The following is a 17,416-nucleotide window of genomic DNA, read 5'->3' on the forward strand; positions in this document are numbered from 1 at the left end:
TTGAGGAGCACATCGATGCGCGTCATTCTGCTGGGAGCTCCCGGGGCCGGTAAAGGTACTCAGGCTAAGTTCATCACCGAGAAATTCGGCATTCCGCAAATCTCCACCGGCGACATGCTGCGTGCTGCGGTCAAGGCCGGCACCGAGCTGGGCATCAAGGCCAAGAGCATCATGGATGCCGGCGGCCTGGTGTCGGATGACCTGATCATCGCGCTGGTCAAGGACCGTATCGCTCAGGCTGACTGCGCCAACGGTTTCCTGTTCGATGGCTTCCCGCGCACCATTCCTCAGGCTGAAGCGCTGGTGACTGCCGGTGTCGAGCTGGACGCCGTGGTCGAAATCGCCGTTGAAGACGAAGAAATCGTTCAGCGTATCGCCGGTCGTCGCGTTCACGAGGCCAGCGGCCGCGTTTACCACATCGTCTACAACCCGCCGAAACTGGCCGGCAAAGACGACATCACCGGCGAAGAGCTGGTACAGCGCAAGGACGACACCGAAGAAACCGTGCGTCATCGCCTGTCGGTCTACCATTCGCAGACCAAGCCGCTGGTGGAGTTCTACCAGAACCTGTCCGCAAAAAACGGTGGCAAGCCGAAGTACAGCCATATCCCTGGCGTCGGTTCGGTTGAAGCGATCACCGCCAAGGTGCTTGAAGCGCTGAGCTGAAAAACCTGATCCGCTGCATCATCCACGGCCCGCTTGCGGGCCGTAGTTGTTTATACTGGCGCACTTTTTCCCCACCTGATTTACGGACACATCGATGAGCACCTTGCTGGCCCTGGACACCGCGACTGAAGCTTGCTCCGTTGCCTTGCTGCATGACGGCAAGGTCACGAGCCATTACGAGGTGATCCCGCGCCTGCATGCGCAGAAACTGCTGCCGATGATCCAGCAACTGCTGGCCGACGCCGGCACCACCCTGCAAGCGGTGGACGCCATCGCTTTCGGCCGTGGCCCGGGCGCTTTCACCGGCGTGCGGATTGCCATCGGAGTGGTGCAGGGCCTGGCCTTTGCACTGGATCGCCCGGTGTTGCCGGTGTCGAACCTGGCCGTGCTGGCGCAACGGGCTTATCGCGAGCATGGCGTGAGCCAGGTCGCGGCTGCCATCGATGCGCGGATGGATGAGGTGTATTGGGGCTGCTACCGCGAGACGGCCGGGGAGATGCGTCTGGTCGGCGCCGAGGCGGTGCTGCCGCCGGAAGTCGCCGCATTGCCGGACGATGCTTCGGGTGACTGGTTCGGTGCCGGCACCGGCTGGGGTTATGGCGAGCGCATCGCTGTAAACCTGAGCGGTTCCGATGCCGGCATGCTGCCCCATGCCGAAGACTTGCTGACCTTGGCGCGATTTGCCTGGGAACGCGGTGAGGCGATTCCGGCAGACGACGCCCAGCCGGTTTATCTGCGCGACAAAGTCGCCACCCCGAAAGCCCGCTGATCCATGTGAGATCCTGTGGGAGCGAGCTTGCTCGCGAATGCGGTGGGTCAGTCACCATCAATGGTGACCATATCCATGTTTTCGCGAGCAAGCTCGCTCCCACAAGTTCAGTGATTGCCTCAACAAAGCCAATCGTCCGTTTCTAACCCCGCGCTTTAAACCTTTTGTCTTTTATGTGTTCTAGTTATCACTCGGCGATTTGCTAAGTCGGTCAGGTGCCGCTAAATTGCCATCATCGATACCGAGCATGACTTTATGCGTATAGACGGCGTTTCCACTCATTCCTACCCCATCAAGCGCAAGCCTCGCAAAGGCAATCCGGCGCTGGATGAGTCCGTCGACGATATCGACGGCGAGCTGGAATTCCCGACCGAAGAGCAATTGGCTGCCCGTGCCGCCAAAGCCACCGCGCAACGCCTGAGCAATCTGCCCGCCCGCCAACAAGACATGATTTATCACCGCGCGATGAAGAAAAGCGTGGCCATGGCCCTGGCCAGCTACCTGAGCACCGCCGGTTTTGTCGATTGGGATGCAGACGTGCTGGGCCTCGATCTGTACATCTGATGGATCTGCCTTACTACCTTGGTTGCCCGTCCTGGAGCGAAAACGCCTGGCGCGAGTATCTGTATCCGGTAGACGCCAGGACCTCGGATTTCCTCGGACTCTATTCCCAAGTATTCAACGCTGTTGAAGGCAACACGACCTTCTACGCCAGCCCGTCGCCGGCCACCGTGCAGCGCTGGGCCGAGGTGATGCCGGAGCACTTTCGTTTCACCGCCAAGTTCCCCGGTGACATCAGCCACAGCGGCGACTTGCGCGATCAACTGACCGCCGCCGAAACCTTCCTCCAGTTGCTCAAGCCGCTCGGTGAGCGTGTCTCGCCAATGTGGCTGCAACTGTCGAAAAGCTTCACACCGCATCGCTTGCCGGAGCTCGCCGCGTTCATCGATGCGCTGGATTGTCCGCTGGCGGTGGAAGTGCGGCACGAACAGTTTTTCGCCAAGGGTGAGAGTGAGCGTCTGCTCAACCGGCTGTTGCTGGATCGTGGCGTGGAGCGCATCTGTCTCGATCCGCGCGCCTTGTTCAGTTGCCTGTCCACCGAGTCGTCGGTGATCCACGCCCAATCGAAAAAGCCCCGCGTACCGACGCGTCCGGCAGCGTTCACGCAACTCCCGCAGGTGCGCTTCATCGGCCATCCGGAACTTGAGGCCAACGATCCGTTCCTGGTGCCGTGGGTGGCGAAAATCGCCGAGTGGATCGAAGAGGGCCGCACGCCGTACATCTTCCTGCACACCGCCGACAACCTCCTCGCGGCGAAGCTGGCGCAACGTTTTCACGCACAACTGATGCAACGTTTGCCTGGCCTGCGACCTTTGCCTGAGCTATACAGAGAACCCGCCGCCGAGCAACTTGGCCTGCTCTGAGGCGGATTCTTTTCCTGCCCAGGAGCCTGCCGATGGACGCTCAAGCCCGTAAAGCCGAAACTTTCAAAGCGCTGCACGAACGCCCCGGGATTTTCGTTATTCCCAATCCATGGGATGCCGGTTCCGCGAAGATGCTCGCCAGTCTCGGCTATCAGGCGCTGGCGACCACCAGCGCCGGTTATGCGTTCTCCCAGGGCAAGCCCGATGGCGGCCTGAGTCTCGACGATACGCTGGCCAATGTCCGGGCGATTGTTGCGGCCACCGATCTACCGGTGGCGGTGGATCTGGAAAACGGCTTCGCCGACGCCCCGGCCGAATCGGCGCAGAGTCTGATCCGCGCAGCCGAGGCGGGCGCCGTGGGCGGCTCGATCGAAGATGCCACCGGCCGGGAAGACTCGCCGATCTACTGCTTCGAACACGCGGTGGCGCGGATCGAAGCCGCTGTCGCTGCGGTGCGCACCTTGCCGTTTCCCTTCATGCTGACGGCCCGTGCGGAAAACTACCTGCACGGCAATCCCGATATCAACGACACCATCCGCCGCTTGCAGGCCTTTGCCGAAGCCGGCGCCGACGTGCTGTACGCGCCGGGCCTGCGCACCGCCGAAGAAGTTCTGGCGGTGGTGCGCGCGGTGGCGCCGAAACCGGTCAATGTGTTGATGTCCGGCGGCTTGAAACTGACCGTGCAGCAGCTCGAAGAAATGGGCGTGAAGCGGATCAGCACCGGTTCGGCGCTGGCACTGGCGGCGTTCGGCGAGTTTTTCCGCGCGGCTGAAGAAATCCAGCAGTCCGGCACGTTCACCTTTACCTCTCGTTCGATGCCGTACGCCAAGGCCAATCAATTCTTCAAGGGATGAGCATGGGGCGCTGGCTGCTGTTGGCGGGGCTGCTGATCATTGGTGGCGGGCTGATCGGCGTCTGGCGCGGTTGGCTCGATGTGCCGCCGCAGTGGAACCCGTGGGCGCCGCTGGACGTGCAGGCGACGCCCAACTGGCTCACGGGCTACAAGTTGATGCGCCTGCGCAGCGATCCGGCCTTGTGCGAGCAGGCATTGGGCAGCTCCGGCCTGCGGGTTTCGCCACAGGCCGACAGCCCCGATGCCAAATGCCCGTTGATCGGCGCCTTGCGCGTGCAGGGTGGCGGGGTGGGGCTCAGCAGCAGCTTTCTCGCCAGTTGCCCGTTGGCCGTGGCGTTTGCGATGTTCGAGCACCACACGCTGCAACCGGCGGCGCAGCAGGCCTACGGACAGTCAGTGGCGCGGGTCGATCACCTCGGCAGCTTCGCCTGCCGCAATGTCTACAACCGTGAGAACGGCGCGCTCAGCCGCCATGCCAGTGCCGATGCGCTGGACATCGCCGGCTTCCGCCTGGCGGATGGTCGTGCGATCAGCGTGCTCAAGGACTGGCCGAAGCAAAATCAGGACGCGCAGTTTCTACGTCAGGTGCGCGATGGCGCCTGCGAGGCGTTCAGTGTGGTGTTGAGTCCGGACTACAACACAGCCCATCGCAATCACTTTCATGTCGATGTCGGGCGCTGGAGCGTGTGTCGCTGAGGGATCAGGCGGCGATGCGCAGGTTCTGCTGAACGATTGGGCGCACCCAGCCGTTATCGAAGTCCAGGGCTTTCTGCTGCTCGACGATTTCTTCCGGCGGGAATGGCGGGTAAGGCTGCAGCAGGTCCAGGTCGAACTCGGCAATCGGCAGGTACAGCGGTTTTTTCTGCGGGGCAGGGCCCGGTTCCGGAATCGGCTGGCCGTTGTTGATCACGACAGGACGAACCCAGCTGCTGTCGAAATCCTGCTGCTTTTGCTGAGTCTTGATTTCTTCTGCCGGGAACGGAGGGTACGGCTCGGCCAGTGTCATGTCGATTTCGGCGATCGGCAGGAACAGCGGCTCCGGCGGACGCACCTCGGTTTCCACCACATCGCATTCACGCTGGCTGATGATGTGCGCGTGCAGTTCGCTGCCGACGGTCGGTTCTTCAGGACTTTCCAGATCAACCGGCGGGAAAGTGCCGCAGGCCGGCACCACATCACTCGATTGTTCGGCCAGTGCCTGGGCAAAGAAATCCTGCCACAGGTGGCTGACGCCGCCCAATGCTTGAGTGTTATGACGGCTGAAGTCGCCTGTGGGCGAAATGTAGCCAATCGATGTGGGAAGAATGCCTGACATTTTTTTCGGTTGACGCTCAGCTCTGGCAAAATGCGCGTTGATTGGGTTATCGGCGGATTTTGCCGATCCTTAACTTTTTTGAGCGTGTTTTCCATGATTGAGCAACCCGCGGCCTGCCGCATCCATGTCGAGGCCCTCGGCCCGACGTTCGAAGCGCAGGCCGAGCAGTGGGCGCAGCGCCTGAACCTGCCGTTGCAGGTGGCTGACGGCGAGTTTGCCCTGCAGGTCGGCGAGCAGGGTTTGCAGCTGCAACAGCTGGGGCCGGATGCGCCGGGGCCGGTGCGGGTCGACTTCGTCGAAGGTGGCGCGGCCCATCGCCGGTTGTACGGCGGCGGCAGCGGGCAGATGATCGCCAAGGCGGTCGGCATCGCCCAGGGCGTGCGTCCTCGGGTGCTGGATGCGACGGCGGGGCTCGGGAAAGATGCGTTCGTGCTGGCCAGTCTCGGCTGCGAGATGAGCCTGATCGAGCGCCAGCCATTGATCGGCGCCTTGCTGGAGGATGGTCTGGCCCGTGCGGCGGAAGACTTCGATGTGGCGCCGATCGTGGCGCGGATGAAGCTGCTCAAGGGCAACTCCATCGACGTGATGCGCAACTGGGAGGGCGAGCCGCCGCAGGTGATCTACCTCGATCCGATGTTCCCGCATCGTGAGAAAACCGCGCTGGTGAAGAAGGAGATGCGCCTGTTCCGCCCGCTGGTAGGCGATGATCCGGATGCACCGGCGTTGCTGGAAGCGGCGTTGGCACTGGCCACGCACCGGGTGGTGGTCAAGCGCCCGCGCAAGGCGCCGTGCATCGAAGGGCCGAAACCGAGTCATGCGCTGGATGGCAAATCCAGCCGTTATGACATCTACCCGAAGAAAGCGCTCAAGGCCTGAGCCGTCGCATAAGAAAATCCCACGCATGGCGTGGGATTTTTGTTTTCAGGGTCGAAAGGCCCGCATGAACAGCCCGACCACTTCCTGCACATGACTTTCCGCCGCCTCGTCGGTCAGCGGTTCACCGCAGCCGTACAACAGGCGGAAATTCCCCGCGCCCTTGATCAGGCAAAAGAAGTGCTCGGCGGCGTTGTGCGGGTTATCGATGCTCAGCACGCCGGTTTCGTGAATCCGCCGCAGCAACCGTTCCATCCCCTGCACCATGCGCTGCGGGCCGGCCTCGAAGAAGATCAGCGACAGCTTCGGATCCTGACTGCCCAGCGCCATGATCAAACGATGCAGGTTCACCGATTCATCGCTGTTGATCAGGTGGTGAAACCCTCGCGCAATGTTCAGCAACACATTTTCCACCGCGATGCCGTCCGGCAATTCGAAGAACAGCGGCGGCAATTGCTCCTCGCATTTGGCCACCACGGCGGCGGAGAACAGCGTCTCCTTGTCGTTGAAATGGCTGTAGACCGTCAGCTTCGACACCCCGGCCTCGGCGGCCACCGCGTCCATGCTGGTGTTGGCATAGCCATGACTCAGGAACAGGATTTTCGCCGCCTCGAGAATCGCCTGGCGTTTGGCCGGATCCTTCGGTCGGCCCGGGCCGTTTGGAGTGGAAAGATTGTTCGACATTCTTCGCTTTTAATACTGGACTGGTGAGTTTGCTATTAATAACATACCGGCCAGTATAATTATTCCAAGCCTCCTTAGCGAAAGGTCCTTCACCATGTTCCGCCATGCGTTGTCCTTTGCGGTGCCAGTCAGTCTGGCGTTTTTATTGTCGGCATGTGGCAAGGAAGAGGTGACGCAAGTCAGCGTGCGACCGGCCATGGTGGTGCAGCCAGAGCCTTCGGCGCAGGCGATGGAAAGTTATCCGGGCGAGGTTCGCGCCCGCTACGAACCCGATCTGGCGTTCCGCATCGGCGGCAAAGTCAGCCGACGACTGGTCGAGGAAGGCCAGCGCGTGAAGGCCGATCAACCACTCGCCGAACTCGATCCGCAGGATGTACGCCTGCAACTGGAAGCGACCCGGGCCCAGGTCGCGGCCGCCGAAGCCAACCTGAATCTGGTGCGCGCCGAGCGTGACCGCTACAAGACCCTGATGGAACGGCAGATGGTCAGCCGCTCGGCCTACGACAATGCCGAGAACCTCTACCGCTCCGGCGAAGCCCGCCTCAAACAGATCAAAGCCGAATTCAACGTCTCGACCAATCAGGCCAGTTACGCCGTGCTGCGTGCACCCCAGGATGGCGTGGTGGCCAAGCGTTCGGTGGAAGTCGGGCAAGTGGTCGCCGCCGGGCAAACCGTTTTCACCCTCGCCACTGACGGCGAGCGGGAAGTGCTGATCAGCCTGCCGGAGCAGAGTTTCGGCCGCTTCAAGGTCGGTCAGCCGGTCTCGGTGGAGCTGTGGACGCAACAGAACCAGCGCTTCGCCGGGCAGATCCGCGAGCTGTCGCCGGCCGCCGATCCGAAATCCCGCACCTTCGCCGCACGCATTTCATTCACCTCCGGCAAGGTCCCGGCAGAACTGGGCCAGAGCGCGCGGGTCTTCGTGCAGACCGCAGATGTCATCCCGCTGTCGGTGCCGCTCTCGGCGCTGACGGCCGAAAACGGCGCGACTTACGTCTGGGTCGTCAGCGCCAACAACACGTTGAAAAAGACCCCGGTGCGCACCGGCCCGTTCGGTGAGAAAACCGTGCCGGTGCTCGAAGGCCTGAACGCCAGCGACTGGGTGGTCGCCGCCGGCGTTCACGTGCTGCTGGAAGGGCAGCAGGTGCGTCCGGTGGATCGCTCCAACCGCGTGGTCAATCTGGCGGACAAGGAGTAATCCCCGATGGGTTTCAATCTTTCCGCCTGGGCGCTGCGCAATCGCCAGATCGTACTGTTCCTGATGCTTTTGCTGGCGATCGTCGGCGCCTTGTCCTACACCAAGCTCGGCCAGAGTGAAGACCCGCCGTTCACCTTCAAGGCGATGGTCATCCAGACCCGCTGGCCGGGCGCCACGGCGCAGGAAGTCTCGCGTCAGGTCACCGAGCGCATTGAAAAGAAGCTGATGGAAACCGGCGAGTACGAGCGGATTGTTTCGTTCTCGCGCCCCGGTGAATCCCAGGTCACGTTCATCGCCCGCGACTCCATGCATTCGGTGGAGATTCCGGACCTCTGGTATCAGGTGCGCAAGAAGGTCAGCGACATTCGCCAGACCCTGCCGCCGGGGATTCAGGGGCCATTTTTCAACGATGAGTTCGGCACCACCTTCGGCAACATCTATGCGCTGACCGGTGACGGCTTCGACTACGCGGTGCTCAAGGATTACGCCGACCGCATCCAGATCCAGCTGCAACGGGTCAAGGATGTGGGCAAGGTCGACCTGCTCGGTTTGCAGGACGAGAAGATCTGGGTCGAATTGTCCAACGTCAAACTCGCCACCCTCGGCTTGCCGCTGGCAGCCGTGCAGCAGGCGTTGGAGGAACAGAACGCCGTGTCCACCGCCGGCTTCTTCGAAACCGGCAGTGAGCGATTGCAGCTACGGGTCTCGGGGAATTTTCAGACAGTCGACGAGATCAAGAACTTCCCGATCCGGGTCGGTGATCGTACGTTCCGCATCTCCGATGTCGCCGACGTGCGGCGCGGTTTCAACGATCCTCCGGCGCCGCGCATGCGCTTCATGGCCGAAGACGCCATCGGTCTTGCGGTGGCGATGAAGGACGGCGGCGACATTCTGGTGCTGGGCAAGGCTCTGGAAATCGAGTTCGCCCGCATTCAGAAAAACCTGCCGGCCGGCATGCAGTTGCGCAAAGTCTCCGACCAGCCCGCCGCAGTGAAAACCGGCGTGGGCGAGTTCGTCCAGGTGCTGGTCGAAGCGTTGGCCATCGTGTTGCTGGTGAGCTTCTTCTCCCTCGGCGTGCGCACCGGCATGGTGGTGGCGCTGACCATTCCATTGGTGCTGGCGATGACCTTCGCCTGCATGTATTACCTCGGCATCGGCCTGCACAAGATCTCCCTCGGCGCGCTGGTGCTGGCGCTGGGCTTGCTGGTGGACGACGCGATCATCGCCGTGGAAATGATGGCGATCAAAATGGAGCAGGGTTTCGACCGGATCAAGGCCGCCAGTTATGCCTGGACCAGCACCGCATTCCCGATGCTCACCGGTACGCTGATCACTGCCGCAGGCTTTCTGCCGATTGCCACGGCGCAGTCCGGCACCGGCGAATACACCCGCTCGATCTTCCAGGTGGTGACCATCGCCTTGCTCGCGTCCTGGGTAGCGGCCGTGGTGTTCGTGCCGTATCTGGGGGAAAAGCTCCTGCCGGATCTGGCGAAGATTCACGCAGCCAAACACGGTACGGCTGACGGTCAGACTGATCCTTATGGAACGCCGTTCTACCAACGAGTACGGCGTCTGGTGGAGTGGTGCGTACGTCGGCGCAAAACCGTGATCGTGCTCACCGTGCTGCTGTTCGTGGCGTCGGTGGCGTTGTTCCGGTTCGTACCGCAACAGTTCTTCCCGGCTTCCGGGCGACTGGAATTGATGGTCGATCTGAAGCTTGCCGAAGGCGCCTCGCTGGCCAATACCACGGGTGAGGTCAAACGCCTGGAAGCGATGCTCAAGGATCACGCCGGCATCGACAACTATGTCGCTTACGTCGGCACCGGTTCGCCACGTTTCTACCTGCCGTTGGATCAACAACTGCCGGCGGCGAGCTTCGCCCAGTTCGTCGTGTTGGCGAAAACCATCGAGGAGCGCGAAGCGCTGCGCACGTGGCTGATCGACACGTTGAACGAGCAGTTCCCGTCCCTGCGCTCGCGGGTCACGCGCCTGGAAAACGGCCCGCCGGTCGGTTACCCGGTGCAGTTCCGCGTCACCGGCGAGCACATCGAGGAAGTCCGTGCACTGGCCCGGAAAGTCGCAGCCAAAGTGCGCGAGAACCCGCATGTGGTGAACGTGCATCTGGACTGGGAAGAGCCGAGCAAGGTTGTGTACCTGAACATCGATCAGGATCGCGCCCGAGCGTTGGGTGTGAGCACGGCGAATCTGGCGAAATTCCTCCAGAGTTCGCTGACCGGTTCCAGCGTCAGCCAGTACCGCGAGGATAACGAACTGATCGAAATCCTCCTGCGCGGCACCGTGCACGAGCGCACCGAACTGTCGTTGCTGCCGAGTCTGGCGGTGCCGACCGACAACGGTCGCAGCGTCGCGCTGTCGCAGATTGCCACGCTGGAATATGGCTTCGAGGAAGGCATCATCTGGCACCGCAATCGCCTCCCGAACGTGACCGTGCGCGCGGACATTTACGGCAAGGAGCAACCGGCGACGCTGGTGAAGCAGATCATGCCGACACTTGATCCGATCCGCGCCGAATTGCCGGACGGCTATCTGCTGGATGTCGGCGGTACGGTGGAAGATTCGGAGCGTGGGCAGAAGTCGGTGAACGCCGGCGTGCCGATGTTCATTGTCGTGGTGCTGACGTTGCTGATGGTGCAGCTGCGCAGTTTCTCACGCACGGCGATGGTGTTTCTGACGGCGCCGCTGGGGTTGATCGGGGTGACGCTGTTTCTGCTGGTGTTCCGTCAGCCGTTCGGGTTTGTGGCGATGCTCGGGACGATCGCGCTGTCGGGGATGATCATGCGTAACTCGGTGATTCTGGTGGACCAGATCGAGCAGGATATTGCGGCAGGGCTCAGGCCCTGGCAGGCGATTATCGAGGCGACCGTGCGGCGGTTCCGGCCGATTGTGTTGACGGCTTTGGCGGCGGTGTTGGCGATGATTCCGCTTTCACGCAGTGTGTTTTTTGGGCCGATGGCGGTGGCGATTATGGGGGGGTTGATTGTGGCTACTGCTTTGACGCTTTTGTTTTTGCCGGCGTTGTATGCGGCTTGGTTCAGGGTTCGCAAGGAGGCTTGAGGCTGTTTGAGCGTGGCGGCCTTTGGGCCGACCATGCTCTGGGGGTTCTTTGTGAATATCCGTTTCTTCGGGTGCTGCCGCTGGCGGTTTCGCCCTTACGGCGAGTCCCTTTGGCAAACGCCCCAAAGGAACCAAAGGTCTGGGCCCCGGCGTTCGGCCCCTCGCTGGGGCTCGGGGTTCCTTCGTTCCGGGATTCATCCGGGGGCATCGCCTCCGGTTTGCTTCGCTGCACCTCCTCTCGATGTGTTCGACTTCGTCGAACGGCGCTACGCGCCTACCCCCGGATAAATCCCTCCACTCAGCCGGCCGAAGGGGCCGGCACGTCAGAAGCGTTACTCGAGCTAACGCTCATCGTGGTTTTTGTTGGCCGATACTGATTGTTGGTTTTGGTGTAGGAGGGGGTGTTCTCTCCTACATGTTTTTCAGACGGCTCCGATATTGAGTCGCTGTGTTGGCGGTGCTGTACTCGAGGCTGTTTTTCAGCCTTGTTTGAGTCAGCGTTGATGAAGAAACCGCCGGTATTGAAAGGTCGGGCCGATCCGGTCTTTGAGTTGTTGATGCGCGCGCCTCACAAGCAGCGTCTGGCGGATTATCTTGCGTTGCTCAAGCCGCTGGATGATCAGGGGCGGTATCTGCCGTTCGAGGATTTGCGGTATCGCTGGGCCAGCGGGTTGGATTCGCGTTTGTGTTGGGCGTTGGTCAAGAAGGCGCGGGTCGCTCAGTACATACAGCTTCTGCCTTTGGGGGAGCCGGCGCAGTGGGGGAAGTTTGTGCCGACACCCACCGCGCAGAAGGCCCTTTCAGTGGTTGATCGGCAAACCACGACGGCGTCGCTGGAGTACATGACCAGCCAGATAGGCGAGCGGGCGCATTTCAGTTATTTGCTTAACGATCTGATCGAGGATGAGGCGATCAGCAGCAGTCAGTTGGAGGGCGCCGCGACCACCACTCGAGTTGCCAAAGACATGCTCAAGCAGCGGCGTCAGCCGCGTACGCCGGATGAGCGGATGGTCATGGGAAATTACCGGATGATGAATTTCGCCTGGGAAAAACGTTACGAGCCATTGAGCGTGGAGTTGATAGCGTCAATTCATCGAGTTGGTGTCGAGGGCATTGATGACGAGCAGTACGACCCGGGGCTTTTCAGGACCAACGATGAAGTGGTGGTGCAGGACGGCGAAGGGAATACCGTGCACTCGCCACCGCCTGTGGCCGGACTGGTGAGGCGACTGGATTTGCTCTCGCAGTGGATCAATCAACCACAGGGTTCACCTCGGCAAAAAAACTACCTGCATCCGCTGATCAAGGCGATCACGCTGCACTTTGCCCTGGGTTACGAACATCCGTTTCGCGATGGCAACGGGCGAGTCGCCAGGGCGCTGTTTTACTGGTTCATGTTCAAGCATGAGTTTTCGGCGTTTCGCTATATCGCGATCAGTCTTTTACTGCGCAACGCGCCGGTGAAGTACGGGCGGTCGTATTTGCACAGCGAAGCCGATGAGCTCGATTTGACATACTTCATCGAGTTTCAGTGTTCGGTGATTCTGCGGGCGGTGGAGGGGTTTACCGATGTGTATCGCAAGAGTGTGGCGTACAGCGAAGACTTCGAGCACTGGCTGACCTGTTCGGGCTTTTTTGATCGGCTGACAGAGCGGCAACGAGCGATTTATCAGGTGGCCAGAAGCGGGGTGGCGAAGGAGTTCACGGCGGGGAACGTCAAGGAGCACCTTGGTTGTGCCTACAACACAGCGGTGTCGGCGTTGAGCGGGTTGGTTGAGCTGCAGGTTTTCGAGAAGAAGAAAATGGGGCGCGAGTGGGTGTACTTTTTACGTGTATCTGCTGGTGGCGGATTGAGTAACGGGAGTGAGACAGCTCACTCCCGTATCGTGTCGGCTTAGAGCGTACCAAACACTTTTTTCGCCAGACTCGTCGCAGCAGCGGCCGGGTTCTTGCGGATGGTTTCTTCCTGTTTGCCGATCATTTCGAACAGGCCGTTGAGCGCTTGTTCGGTCACGTAGCTTTCGATGTTGGCGCTCTTCGCATCCACCACGCCGAAGGTCGCGGCCTGGCCTGCGAAAGCGTTGTATTTCTGGGCAACGCCGACTTTGTCGGTTGCCTGTTTGACGATCGGCAGGAATTTGGTGCGGATCTGTTCGCGGCTGGATTTGTCCAGGTATTGGGTGGCGGAGTCGTTGCCGCCGCTGAGGATGCCTTTGGCGTCTTCCACGCTCATTTTCTTCACGGCGTCGACGAGGATCGGCTGGGCCTGGGTGACGGCGGTTTCCGCGGCCTTGTTCATGGCGGTTTCCAGTTCGTCGACCTGGGCGCCCATGCCGAAGGCTTTCATCTTGCCGGCGACTTTGCCGAGTTTGCCCGGCAGTTCGATCTTCACGTCCGGGTTGTTGCTGAAGCCGCCCGGGGTGCCGAGTTGTTTGACGGCCAGTTGCGCGCCCTGGGTCAGGGCGTCCTTGAGGCCGCCGGTGGCGTCGCCTTGCGACAGGTCGCTGAGGGACAGGGCCAGTGCGTTGGCGGAGATCATCAGGCCCGCGCACAGGCCGGCGAAGCGAAGGGTAGGGCGGAGCATGGCGTCTTCCTTGTTCGGAGAGGGTTAGCGGGCAGCGTCGACACGGATCTTCAGCGGCTGCGGATCCTTGCCATCAAGCTGCACGGCATGGTTTTCGGTGGTGATGAACATCAGCTCGCCGTTGACTTCGATGCGTGCGCTGACCGAGTAGCGGTGGCCGGGTTTGACCTGGGCCGGATCGTAGCTCAAGTGGAACGGCAGCGGCACCTGGCCTTTGACCGGGCCTTTCTGTTCGTCGAGTACCACGGCCGGAGCGTCGGCCAGCGATACGTCCTGCAGGCTCACGCTCAAGGTTGCACTGGGTGGCAGGGCGATGCGTTGCAGGTAGAACACTTCGCCGTCGAGGCTGACCTTGCCGGCCGGTGAGGTCGACTGGCAGGCGCTGAGCAGGGTGGCGGCGGCAAGCAGGGAAAGTTTTTTCATCGGAGATCTCCGTATCGAAGGCGCCAGAAGAAGCCTGGCGCCTGTAGGAATTTAGTCGCTTTGCACAGGGGCGGTGACCTGATCGGCCGCATCTTCGCTGCGATGCAGGGCCACCTGACGGATCGACAGGCGAATCTCCGCCGGCAGTACCCGTTTGGCCGCACCTTCGGCCAGTTCGCCGAGCAGTTCGTGGTAGCTCAACTTGCCGGCTTCGTCGCGACGCAGTACGTCGAGGTCGAGCATGGTCTGGATGAAGTGGCGGAACAGGCTCTTGTCGAAGAATTCCGGGGCGTTGAGGCCATGCAGGATCGACAGGCGCTGGGCCATGACCGTGCACAGGTCTTCCAGCTCTTCGGCGCTGATGGTGTTCTGGCCTGCGTTGAGCAGCAACGATACGGTCATGTAGAAGCGTTGCAGGGTCTGGGCGATGCTCTTCGACAGCAGGGTCAGCAGCACGAAATGCCGCGAGCTCGGTGCCGGGCGCAGGTAAACGTCTTTCTCGAAACGCAGCAGGCCTTGTTCGACGAACGCGTCCAGCCACTGATCGATCACCGCATCCAGTTCGTCCAGGGTCCAGCGGATGAACAGCTCCGATTGCAGGTACGGATACAGCGCGCGGGTGTAGCGCAGGATCTGTTCGCGGCTCATGCGCGATGCACTCTGGAAGAAACTCGCCAACAGCGCCGGCAGGGCGAAGATGTGCAGCACGTTGTTGCGGTAGTAGGTCATCAGGACGGCGTTCTGCTCGTCCAGGTACAGAATCTTGCCCAGCGCATCGTTCTGCTCGGACAGCAGATCCATGTCCTTCACATGCTCGATCAGCGCCCGGCCATCGCCTTCCGGCAAGGTGGTGTGCGGCGAGTACGGGACTTTGCGCAGCAGCGCCAGGTACAGATCCAGCACTCGCGCCATGGCTCGATCATCCAGCGCCAGTCGGGTGGTCGACAGCAGCGCCAGCGCCACCAGGTTGACCGGGTTGATCGCTGCGGCTTCGTTCAGGTGCTGCGCGACTTTCTCGCCGAGGCGGTTGGTGGTTTCGTTGAGCCAGGCCGGTTTGTACTGCGGGCCGAGTTCCTGCTGGCGCCAGTCCGGCTGTTCGCTGTCGAGGAATTCCGCGAGTTTGATCGGCTCGCCGAAGTTCACCGCCACTTGGCCGAAACGCTGCTTGAGTGCGCCGATGACTTTGAAGATGTCGAAGATCGATTCTTTCTTCTTGCTCGCGCCACGCAATTCACCGAGGTAGGTCCGGCCTTCGAGCACGCGCTCGTAACCGATGTACACCGGCACGAACACGATCGGCATCCGCGACGAACGCAGGAAGCTGCGCATGGTGATCGCCAGCATCCCGGTTTTCGGTTGCAGCATGCGCCCGGTACGCGAGCGCCCCCCTTCGACGAAGTACTCGACCGGGAAACCTTTGGTGAACAGGGTGTGCAGGTATTCGTTGAACACTGAGGTGTACAGCGGATTGCCCTTGAACGTGCGGCGCATGAAGAACGCACCGCCACGACGCAGCAGGCTGCCGATCACCGGCATGTTCAGGTTGATACCGGCGGCGATGTGCGGCGGGGTCAGGCCGTTGCGAAACAGCAGGTACGAAAGCAGCAGGTAGTCGATGTGGCTGCGGTGGCACGGCACGTAGATCACTTCGTGACCCTGGGCGACCTTCTGCACGCCTTCGATGTGGTTGACCTTGATCCCGTCGTAGATCTTGTTCCAGAACCAGCTCAGCACCACTTCCAGAAAACGGATCGCGGTGTAGGTGTAGTCCGAGGCGATCTCGTTGCCGTAGCGCAGGGCCTGGGCCTTGGCTTTTTCCGGGGAGATGTTTTCGCGCTCGGCTTCGTCGAGGATCGCTTGCTTGACCAGCGGCTGGTTGAGCAGGCCTTTGACCAGGTTACGGCGGTGGGAAATGTCCGGGCCGATCACCGCAGCTTTCAGATTGCGGAAGTGCACCCGCAGGATCCGCTGGGCCATGCGCACGGTGCGTTCGTGGCCCTTGTTGTGTTCGATCAGTTCGCGCAGGTGGATCGGTGCGGAGAATTGCACGCGGGTCTTGCGCCCCAGAATCATGATGCTCAGCAGGCGACGCAGACGCCCGGTGACCGCCCAGCTGTCGGCGAACAGCAGTTTCCACGGGCTGTTTTCGCTGTCCGGCGACTGGCCCCAGAACACGCTGACCGGAATGATCTGCGCGTCTTCGGCAGCGTTCTGGCTGAGGGCGCTGACCAGTCGGGTCAGGGTTGGTGGTGCGCCGCGCTTGTCCTGGCGACCGAGCCAGTCCGGGTCCGGCGTCAGGTAGAAGAACGCCGCCGGTTCGATCAGCGAACCCACGGATACCGGCAGCACCGGACGCGGCAGGCCGGCCTTGGTGCACTCGGTGTCGACCACCGCCAGATCAGTCAGCGATGGATTTTGCAGGACGTAGAACACCGGACGACTGCGGTCGAGGTTGAGGGTGAACGACGACTGGTTGATCGTCTCGGAGCGAACCCAGAGATACAACAGTCGGCGCAAGGTGCCAAACACAAGACGGCGGAACGGGGAACGGGTCATACGGCTTCTGCGTGAGTGGATAAACCGAGCGTTTGCTCGGGCGGTCGATAGTGTGCCGGATTCATGGAAAATCGGCAAAAAAGCGGCGAAGTAATCTCCTGTTGAGAGTTTTGCCGCCTGTCATATACTCGGCGATCTGTCGCCGGGGCCCTTTTATGGACGTCGGACGCAGGCTGACGTTCCTCAAAGGCTTTCCTGCGAAAAGCCTGTTCAATAATAAAAAAGGAGTATGAACAGATGGCAACACGTGAAACCGGCAACGTGAAGTGGTTCAACGACGCCAAGGGCTACGGCTTCATTCAGCGCGAAGACGGGGTGGACGTGTTCGTGCACTACCGCGCGATCCGCGGCGAAGGCCACCGTTCGCTGACCGAGGGTCAGCAGGTTGAATACGCGGTGGTGGAAGGGCAGAAGGGCTTGCAGGCTGAAGACGTTGTAGGCCTGTAATGATCGTTCCCACGCTCTGCGTGGGAATGCCTCAATGGACGCTCTGCGTCCGCTTTGGGACGCGGAGCGTCCCGGGCTGCATTCCCACGCGGAGCGTGGGAACGATCAACATTGGCATTGTGTTGCTGGTTTTTACGCAGTTTTCCAGGTGATCTCTTCTTCACCGTCTTCGCTGATGCGAATCCAGCGATCCGCCGTCTCTTCACCTTCTTCCTCGACCCACGTGCCTGGCGCGCAGCGCACTTCGACTTTCAGCGCGGCAAAGGCTGCGCGGGCGCAGGCGATGTCGTCGTCCCATGGGGTCGCATCGCTTTCCAGGTACAGGCTGTTCCACTTGCCCACGGCTTTCGGCAGCCAGGTCACCGGGATGTTGCCGGCCTTGCACTTGTAGGTCTGGCCTTTCTGTACCCAGTCGCTGCAAGGGCCGAGGGCGGCGCCCAGCCAGGCGGAAATGGCCTTGTGGTCGACGTCGGCGTCTTTCAGGTAAATCTCGATGTCCGGTTGGCGCATGGATGTCCTCACTGCGGGTCTGAAAAATCCATTCGCGGATTT

Annotated in this window: 17 protein-coding genes; 11 read left to right on the forward strand and 6 right to left on the reverse strand. The window is 61.2% G+C overall.

Features of this window, described 5'->3' with window-relative positions:
• Positions 1-15 precede the first annotated feature (15 nt).
• The 6 genes from adk (at position 16) to LOY31_RS05515 (ending at position 4,408) form a co-directional block, all read left to right on the forward strand.
• Positions 16-666, forward strand: a complete 651-nt coding sequence (gene adk, locus LOY31_RS05490) for an adenylate kinase (protein ID WP_085609174.1) — start codon at positions 16-18, stop codon at positions 664-666.
• A gap of 94 nt (positions 667-760) precedes the next feature.
• Positions 761-1,435: a tRNA (adenosine(37)-N6)-threonylcarbamoyltransferase complex dimerization subunit type 1 TsaB gene (gene tsaB, locus LOY31_RS05495; RefSeq protein ID WP_007954718.1), complete on the forward strand. Its 675-nt coding sequence runs from the start codon at positions 761-763 to the stop codon at positions 1,433-1,435.
• Positions 1,436-1,690: 255 nt separating this feature from the next.
• The gene (locus LOY31_RS05500; protein WP_007954720.1) at positions 1,691-1,999 is read left to right on the forward strand and encodes a hypothetical protein; all 309 of its coding nucleotides are present in this window, start codon (positions 1,691-1,693) and stop codon (positions 1,997-1,999) included.
• A complete protein-coding gene (locus LOY31_RS05505; RefSeq protein WP_258712947.1) occupies positions 1,999-2,859 on the forward strand; it encodes a DUF72 domain-containing protein in 861 nt (286 codons plus the stop codon). Before LOY31_RS05500 ends, LOY31_RS05505 begins: the two co-directional genes overlap by 1 nt.
• Before the next feature lie 32 nt (positions 2,860-2,891).
• Complete coding sequence (locus tag LOY31_RS05510; RefSeq protein WP_221532926.1) at positions 2,892-3,713, forward strand: oxaloacetate decarboxylase; 822 nt, start codon at positions 2,892-2,894, stop codon at positions 3,711-3,713.
• Between the two features lie 2 nt (positions 3,714-3,715).
• Entirely contained in the window at positions 3,716-4,408 is a 693-nt protein-coding gene (locus LOY31_RS05515; protein WP_258712948.1) for an extensin family protein, read from the forward strand.
• Positions 4,409-4,412: 4 nt separating this feature from the next.
• On the opposite strand, the gene LOY31_RS05520 is transcribed toward LOY31_RS05515, so the two are convergent.
• The gene (locus LOY31_RS05520) at positions 4,413-5,027 is read right to left on the reverse strand and encodes an energy transducer TonB (RefSeq protein WP_115076694.1); all 615 of its coding nucleotides are present in this window, start codon (positions 5,025-5,027) and stop codon (positions 4,413-4,415) included.
• Positions 5,028-5,120: 93 nt separating this feature from the next.
• Here LOY31_RS05520 and LOY31_RS05525 point away from each other — a divergent pair, with 93 nt between their 5' ends.
• The gene (locus tag LOY31_RS05525; protein WP_129974048.1) at positions 5,121-5,903 is read left to right on the forward strand and encodes a class I SAM-dependent methyltransferase; all 783 of its coding nucleotides are present in this window, start codon (positions 5,121-5,123) and stop codon (positions 5,901-5,903) included.
• 45 nt (positions 5,904-5,948) lie between these two features.
• Here LOY31_RS05525 and LOY31_RS05530 read toward each other — a convergent pair whose 3' ends face one another.
• Positions 5,949-6,584, reverse strand: coding sequence for a TetR/AcrR family transcriptional regulator (locus LOY31_RS05530; RefSeq protein WP_085609178.1), 636 nt, complete (start codon positions 6,582-6,584; stop codon positions 5,949-5,951).
• A gap of 94 nt (positions 6,585-6,678) precedes the next feature.
• Here LOY31_RS05530 and LOY31_RS05535 point away from each other — a divergent pair, with 94 nt between their 5' ends.
• From LOY31_RS05535 to LOY31_RS05545, 3 genes are all read left to right on the forward strand, one after another.
• On the forward strand, positions 6,679-7,779 hold the full coding sequence (locus tag LOY31_RS05535) for an efflux RND transporter periplasmic adaptor subunit (protein ID WP_007954740.1): 1,101 nt from the start codon (positions 6,679-6,681) through the stop codon (positions 7,777-7,779).
• Between the two features lie 6 nt (positions 7,780-7,785).
• The gene (locus LOY31_RS05540; RefSeq protein WP_258712949.1) at positions 7,786-10,854 is read left to right on the forward strand and encodes an efflux RND transporter permease subunit; all 3,069 of its coding nucleotides are present in this window, start codon (positions 7,786-7,788) and stop codon (positions 10,852-10,854) included.
• A gap of 503 nt (positions 10,855-11,357) precedes the next feature.
• The gene (locus LOY31_RS05545; protein ID WP_258712950.1) at positions 11,358-12,752 is read left to right on the forward strand and encodes a Fic family protein; all 1,395 of its coding nucleotides are present in this window, start codon (positions 11,358-11,360) and stop codon (positions 12,750-12,752) included.
• On the opposite strand, the gene LOY31_RS05550 is transcribed toward LOY31_RS05545, so the two are convergent.
• From LOY31_RS05550 to plsB, 3 genes are read right to left on the reverse strand one after another with little or no spacing between them, the layout of a single operon-like run.
• On the reverse strand, positions 12,749-13,438 hold the full coding sequence (locus tag LOY31_RS05550) for a DUF4197 domain-containing protein (RefSeq protein WP_129974044.1): 690 nt from the start codon (positions 13,436-13,438) through the stop codon (positions 12,749-12,751). The two genes, LOY31_RS05545 and LOY31_RS05550, sit on opposite strands and share 4 nt — an antisense overlap.
• A 24-nt stretch (positions 13,439-13,462) precedes the next feature.
• Positions 13,463-13,861 (reverse strand): YbaY family lipoprotein, encoded by a 399-nt coding sequence (locus LOY31_RS05555; protein WP_085605193.1) that lies wholly within the window; start codon positions 13,859-13,861, stop codon positions 13,463-13,465.
• A 51-nt stretch (positions 13,862-13,912) separates the two neighbouring features.
• Complete coding sequence (plsB, locus tag LOY31_RS05560; RefSeq protein WP_258712951.1) at positions 13,913-16,417, reverse strand: glycerol-3-phosphate 1-O-acyltransferase PlsB; 2,505 nt, start codon at positions 16,415-16,417, stop codon at positions 13,913-13,915.
• Positions 16,418-16,654: 237 nt separating this feature from the next.
• Between plsB and LOY31_RS05565 the strand changes: the two genes are divergently transcribed.
• Complete coding sequence (locus LOY31_RS05565) at positions 16,655-16,864, forward strand: cold shock domain-containing protein (protein ID WP_007954750.1); 210 nt, start codon at positions 16,655-16,657, stop codon at positions 16,862-16,864.
• Between the two features lie 132 nt (positions 16,865-16,996).
• Here the strand turns inward: LOY31_RS05565 and LOY31_RS05570 are convergent, their stop codons facing one another.
• The gene (locus LOY31_RS05570) at positions 16,997-17,374 is read right to left on the reverse strand and encodes a hypothetical protein (protein ID WP_221532921.1); all 378 of its coding nucleotides are present in this window, start codon (positions 17,372-17,374) and stop codon (positions 16,997-16,999) included.
• Positions 17,375-17,416: the final 42 nt, after the last annotated feature.

The sequence above is a fragment of the Pseudomonas sp. B21-021 genome (assembly GCF_024749205.1).
GTDB lineage: Bacteria > Pseudomonadota > Gammaproteobacteria > Pseudomonadales > Pseudomonadaceae > Aquipseudomonas > Aquipseudomonas paraglycinae.

Excerpts from the sequence above, each read along its gene's own strand:
- adk (WP_085609174.1), top strand. The coding sequence starts at position 16 with ATGCGCGTCATTCTGCTGGGAGCTCCCGGGGCCGGTAAAGGTACTCAG.
- tsaB (WP_007954718.1), top strand. The coding sequence starts at position 761 with ATGAGCACCTTGCTGGCCCTGGACACCGCGACTGAAGCTTGCTCCGTT.
- LOY31_RS05500 (WP_007954720.1), top strand. The coding sequence starts at position 1,691 with ATGCGTATAGACGGCGTTTCCACTCATTCCTACCCCATCAAGCGCAAG.
- LOY31_RS05505 (WP_258712947.1), top strand. The coding sequence starts at position 1,999 with ATGGATCTGCCTTACTACCTTGGTTGCCCGTCCTGGAGCGAAAACGCC.
- LOY31_RS05510 (WP_221532926.1), top strand. The coding sequence starts at position 2,892 with ATGGACGCTCAAGCCCGTAAAGCCGAAACTTTCAAAGCGCTGCACGAA.
- LOY31_RS05515 (WP_258712948.1), top strand. The coding sequence starts at position 3,716 with ATGGGGCGCTGGCTGCTGTTGGCGGGGCTGCTGATCATTGGTGGCGGG.
- LOY31_RS05520 (WP_115076694.1), bottom strand. The coding sequence starts at position 5,027 with ATGTCAGGCATTCTTCCCACATCGATTGGCTACATTTCGCCCACAGGC.
- LOY31_RS05525 (WP_129974048.1), top strand. The coding sequence starts at position 5,121 with ATGATTGAGCAACCCGCGGCCTGCCGCATCCATGTCGAGGCCCTCGGC.
- LOY31_RS05530 (WP_085609178.1), bottom strand. The coding sequence starts at position 6,584 with ATGTCGAACAATCTTTCCACTCCAAACGGCCCGGGCCGACCGAAGGAT.
- LOY31_RS05535 (WP_007954740.1), top strand. The coding sequence starts at position 6,679 with ATGTTCCGCCATGCGTTGTCCTTTGCGGTGCCAGTCAGTCTGGCGTTT.
- LOY31_RS05540 (WP_258712949.1), top strand. The coding sequence starts at position 7,786 with ATGGGTTTCAATCTTTCCGCCTGGGCGCTGCGCAATCGCCAGATCGTA.
- LOY31_RS05545 (WP_258712950.1), top strand. The coding sequence starts at position 11,358 with ATGAAGAAACCGCCGGTATTGAAAGGTCGGGCCGATCCGGTCTTTGAG.
- LOY31_RS05550 (WP_129974044.1), bottom strand. The coding sequence starts at position 13,438 with ATGCTCCGCCCTACCCTTCGCTTCGCCGGCCTGTGCGCGGGCCTGATG.
- LOY31_RS05555 (WP_085605193.1), bottom strand. The coding sequence starts at position 13,861 with ATGAAAAAACTTTCCCTGCTTGCCGCCGCCACCCTGCTCAGCGCCTGC.
- plsB (WP_258712951.1), bottom strand. The coding sequence starts at position 16,417 with ATGACCCGTTCCCCGTTCCGCCGTCTTGTGTTTGGCACCTTGCGCCGA.
- LOY31_RS05565 (WP_007954750.1), top strand. The coding sequence starts at position 16,655 with ATGGCAACACGTGAAACCGGCAACGTGAAGTGGTTCAACGACGCCAAG.
- LOY31_RS05570 (WP_221532921.1), bottom strand. The coding sequence starts at position 17,374 with ATGCGCCAACCGGACATCGAGATTTACCTGAAAGACGCCGACGTCGAC.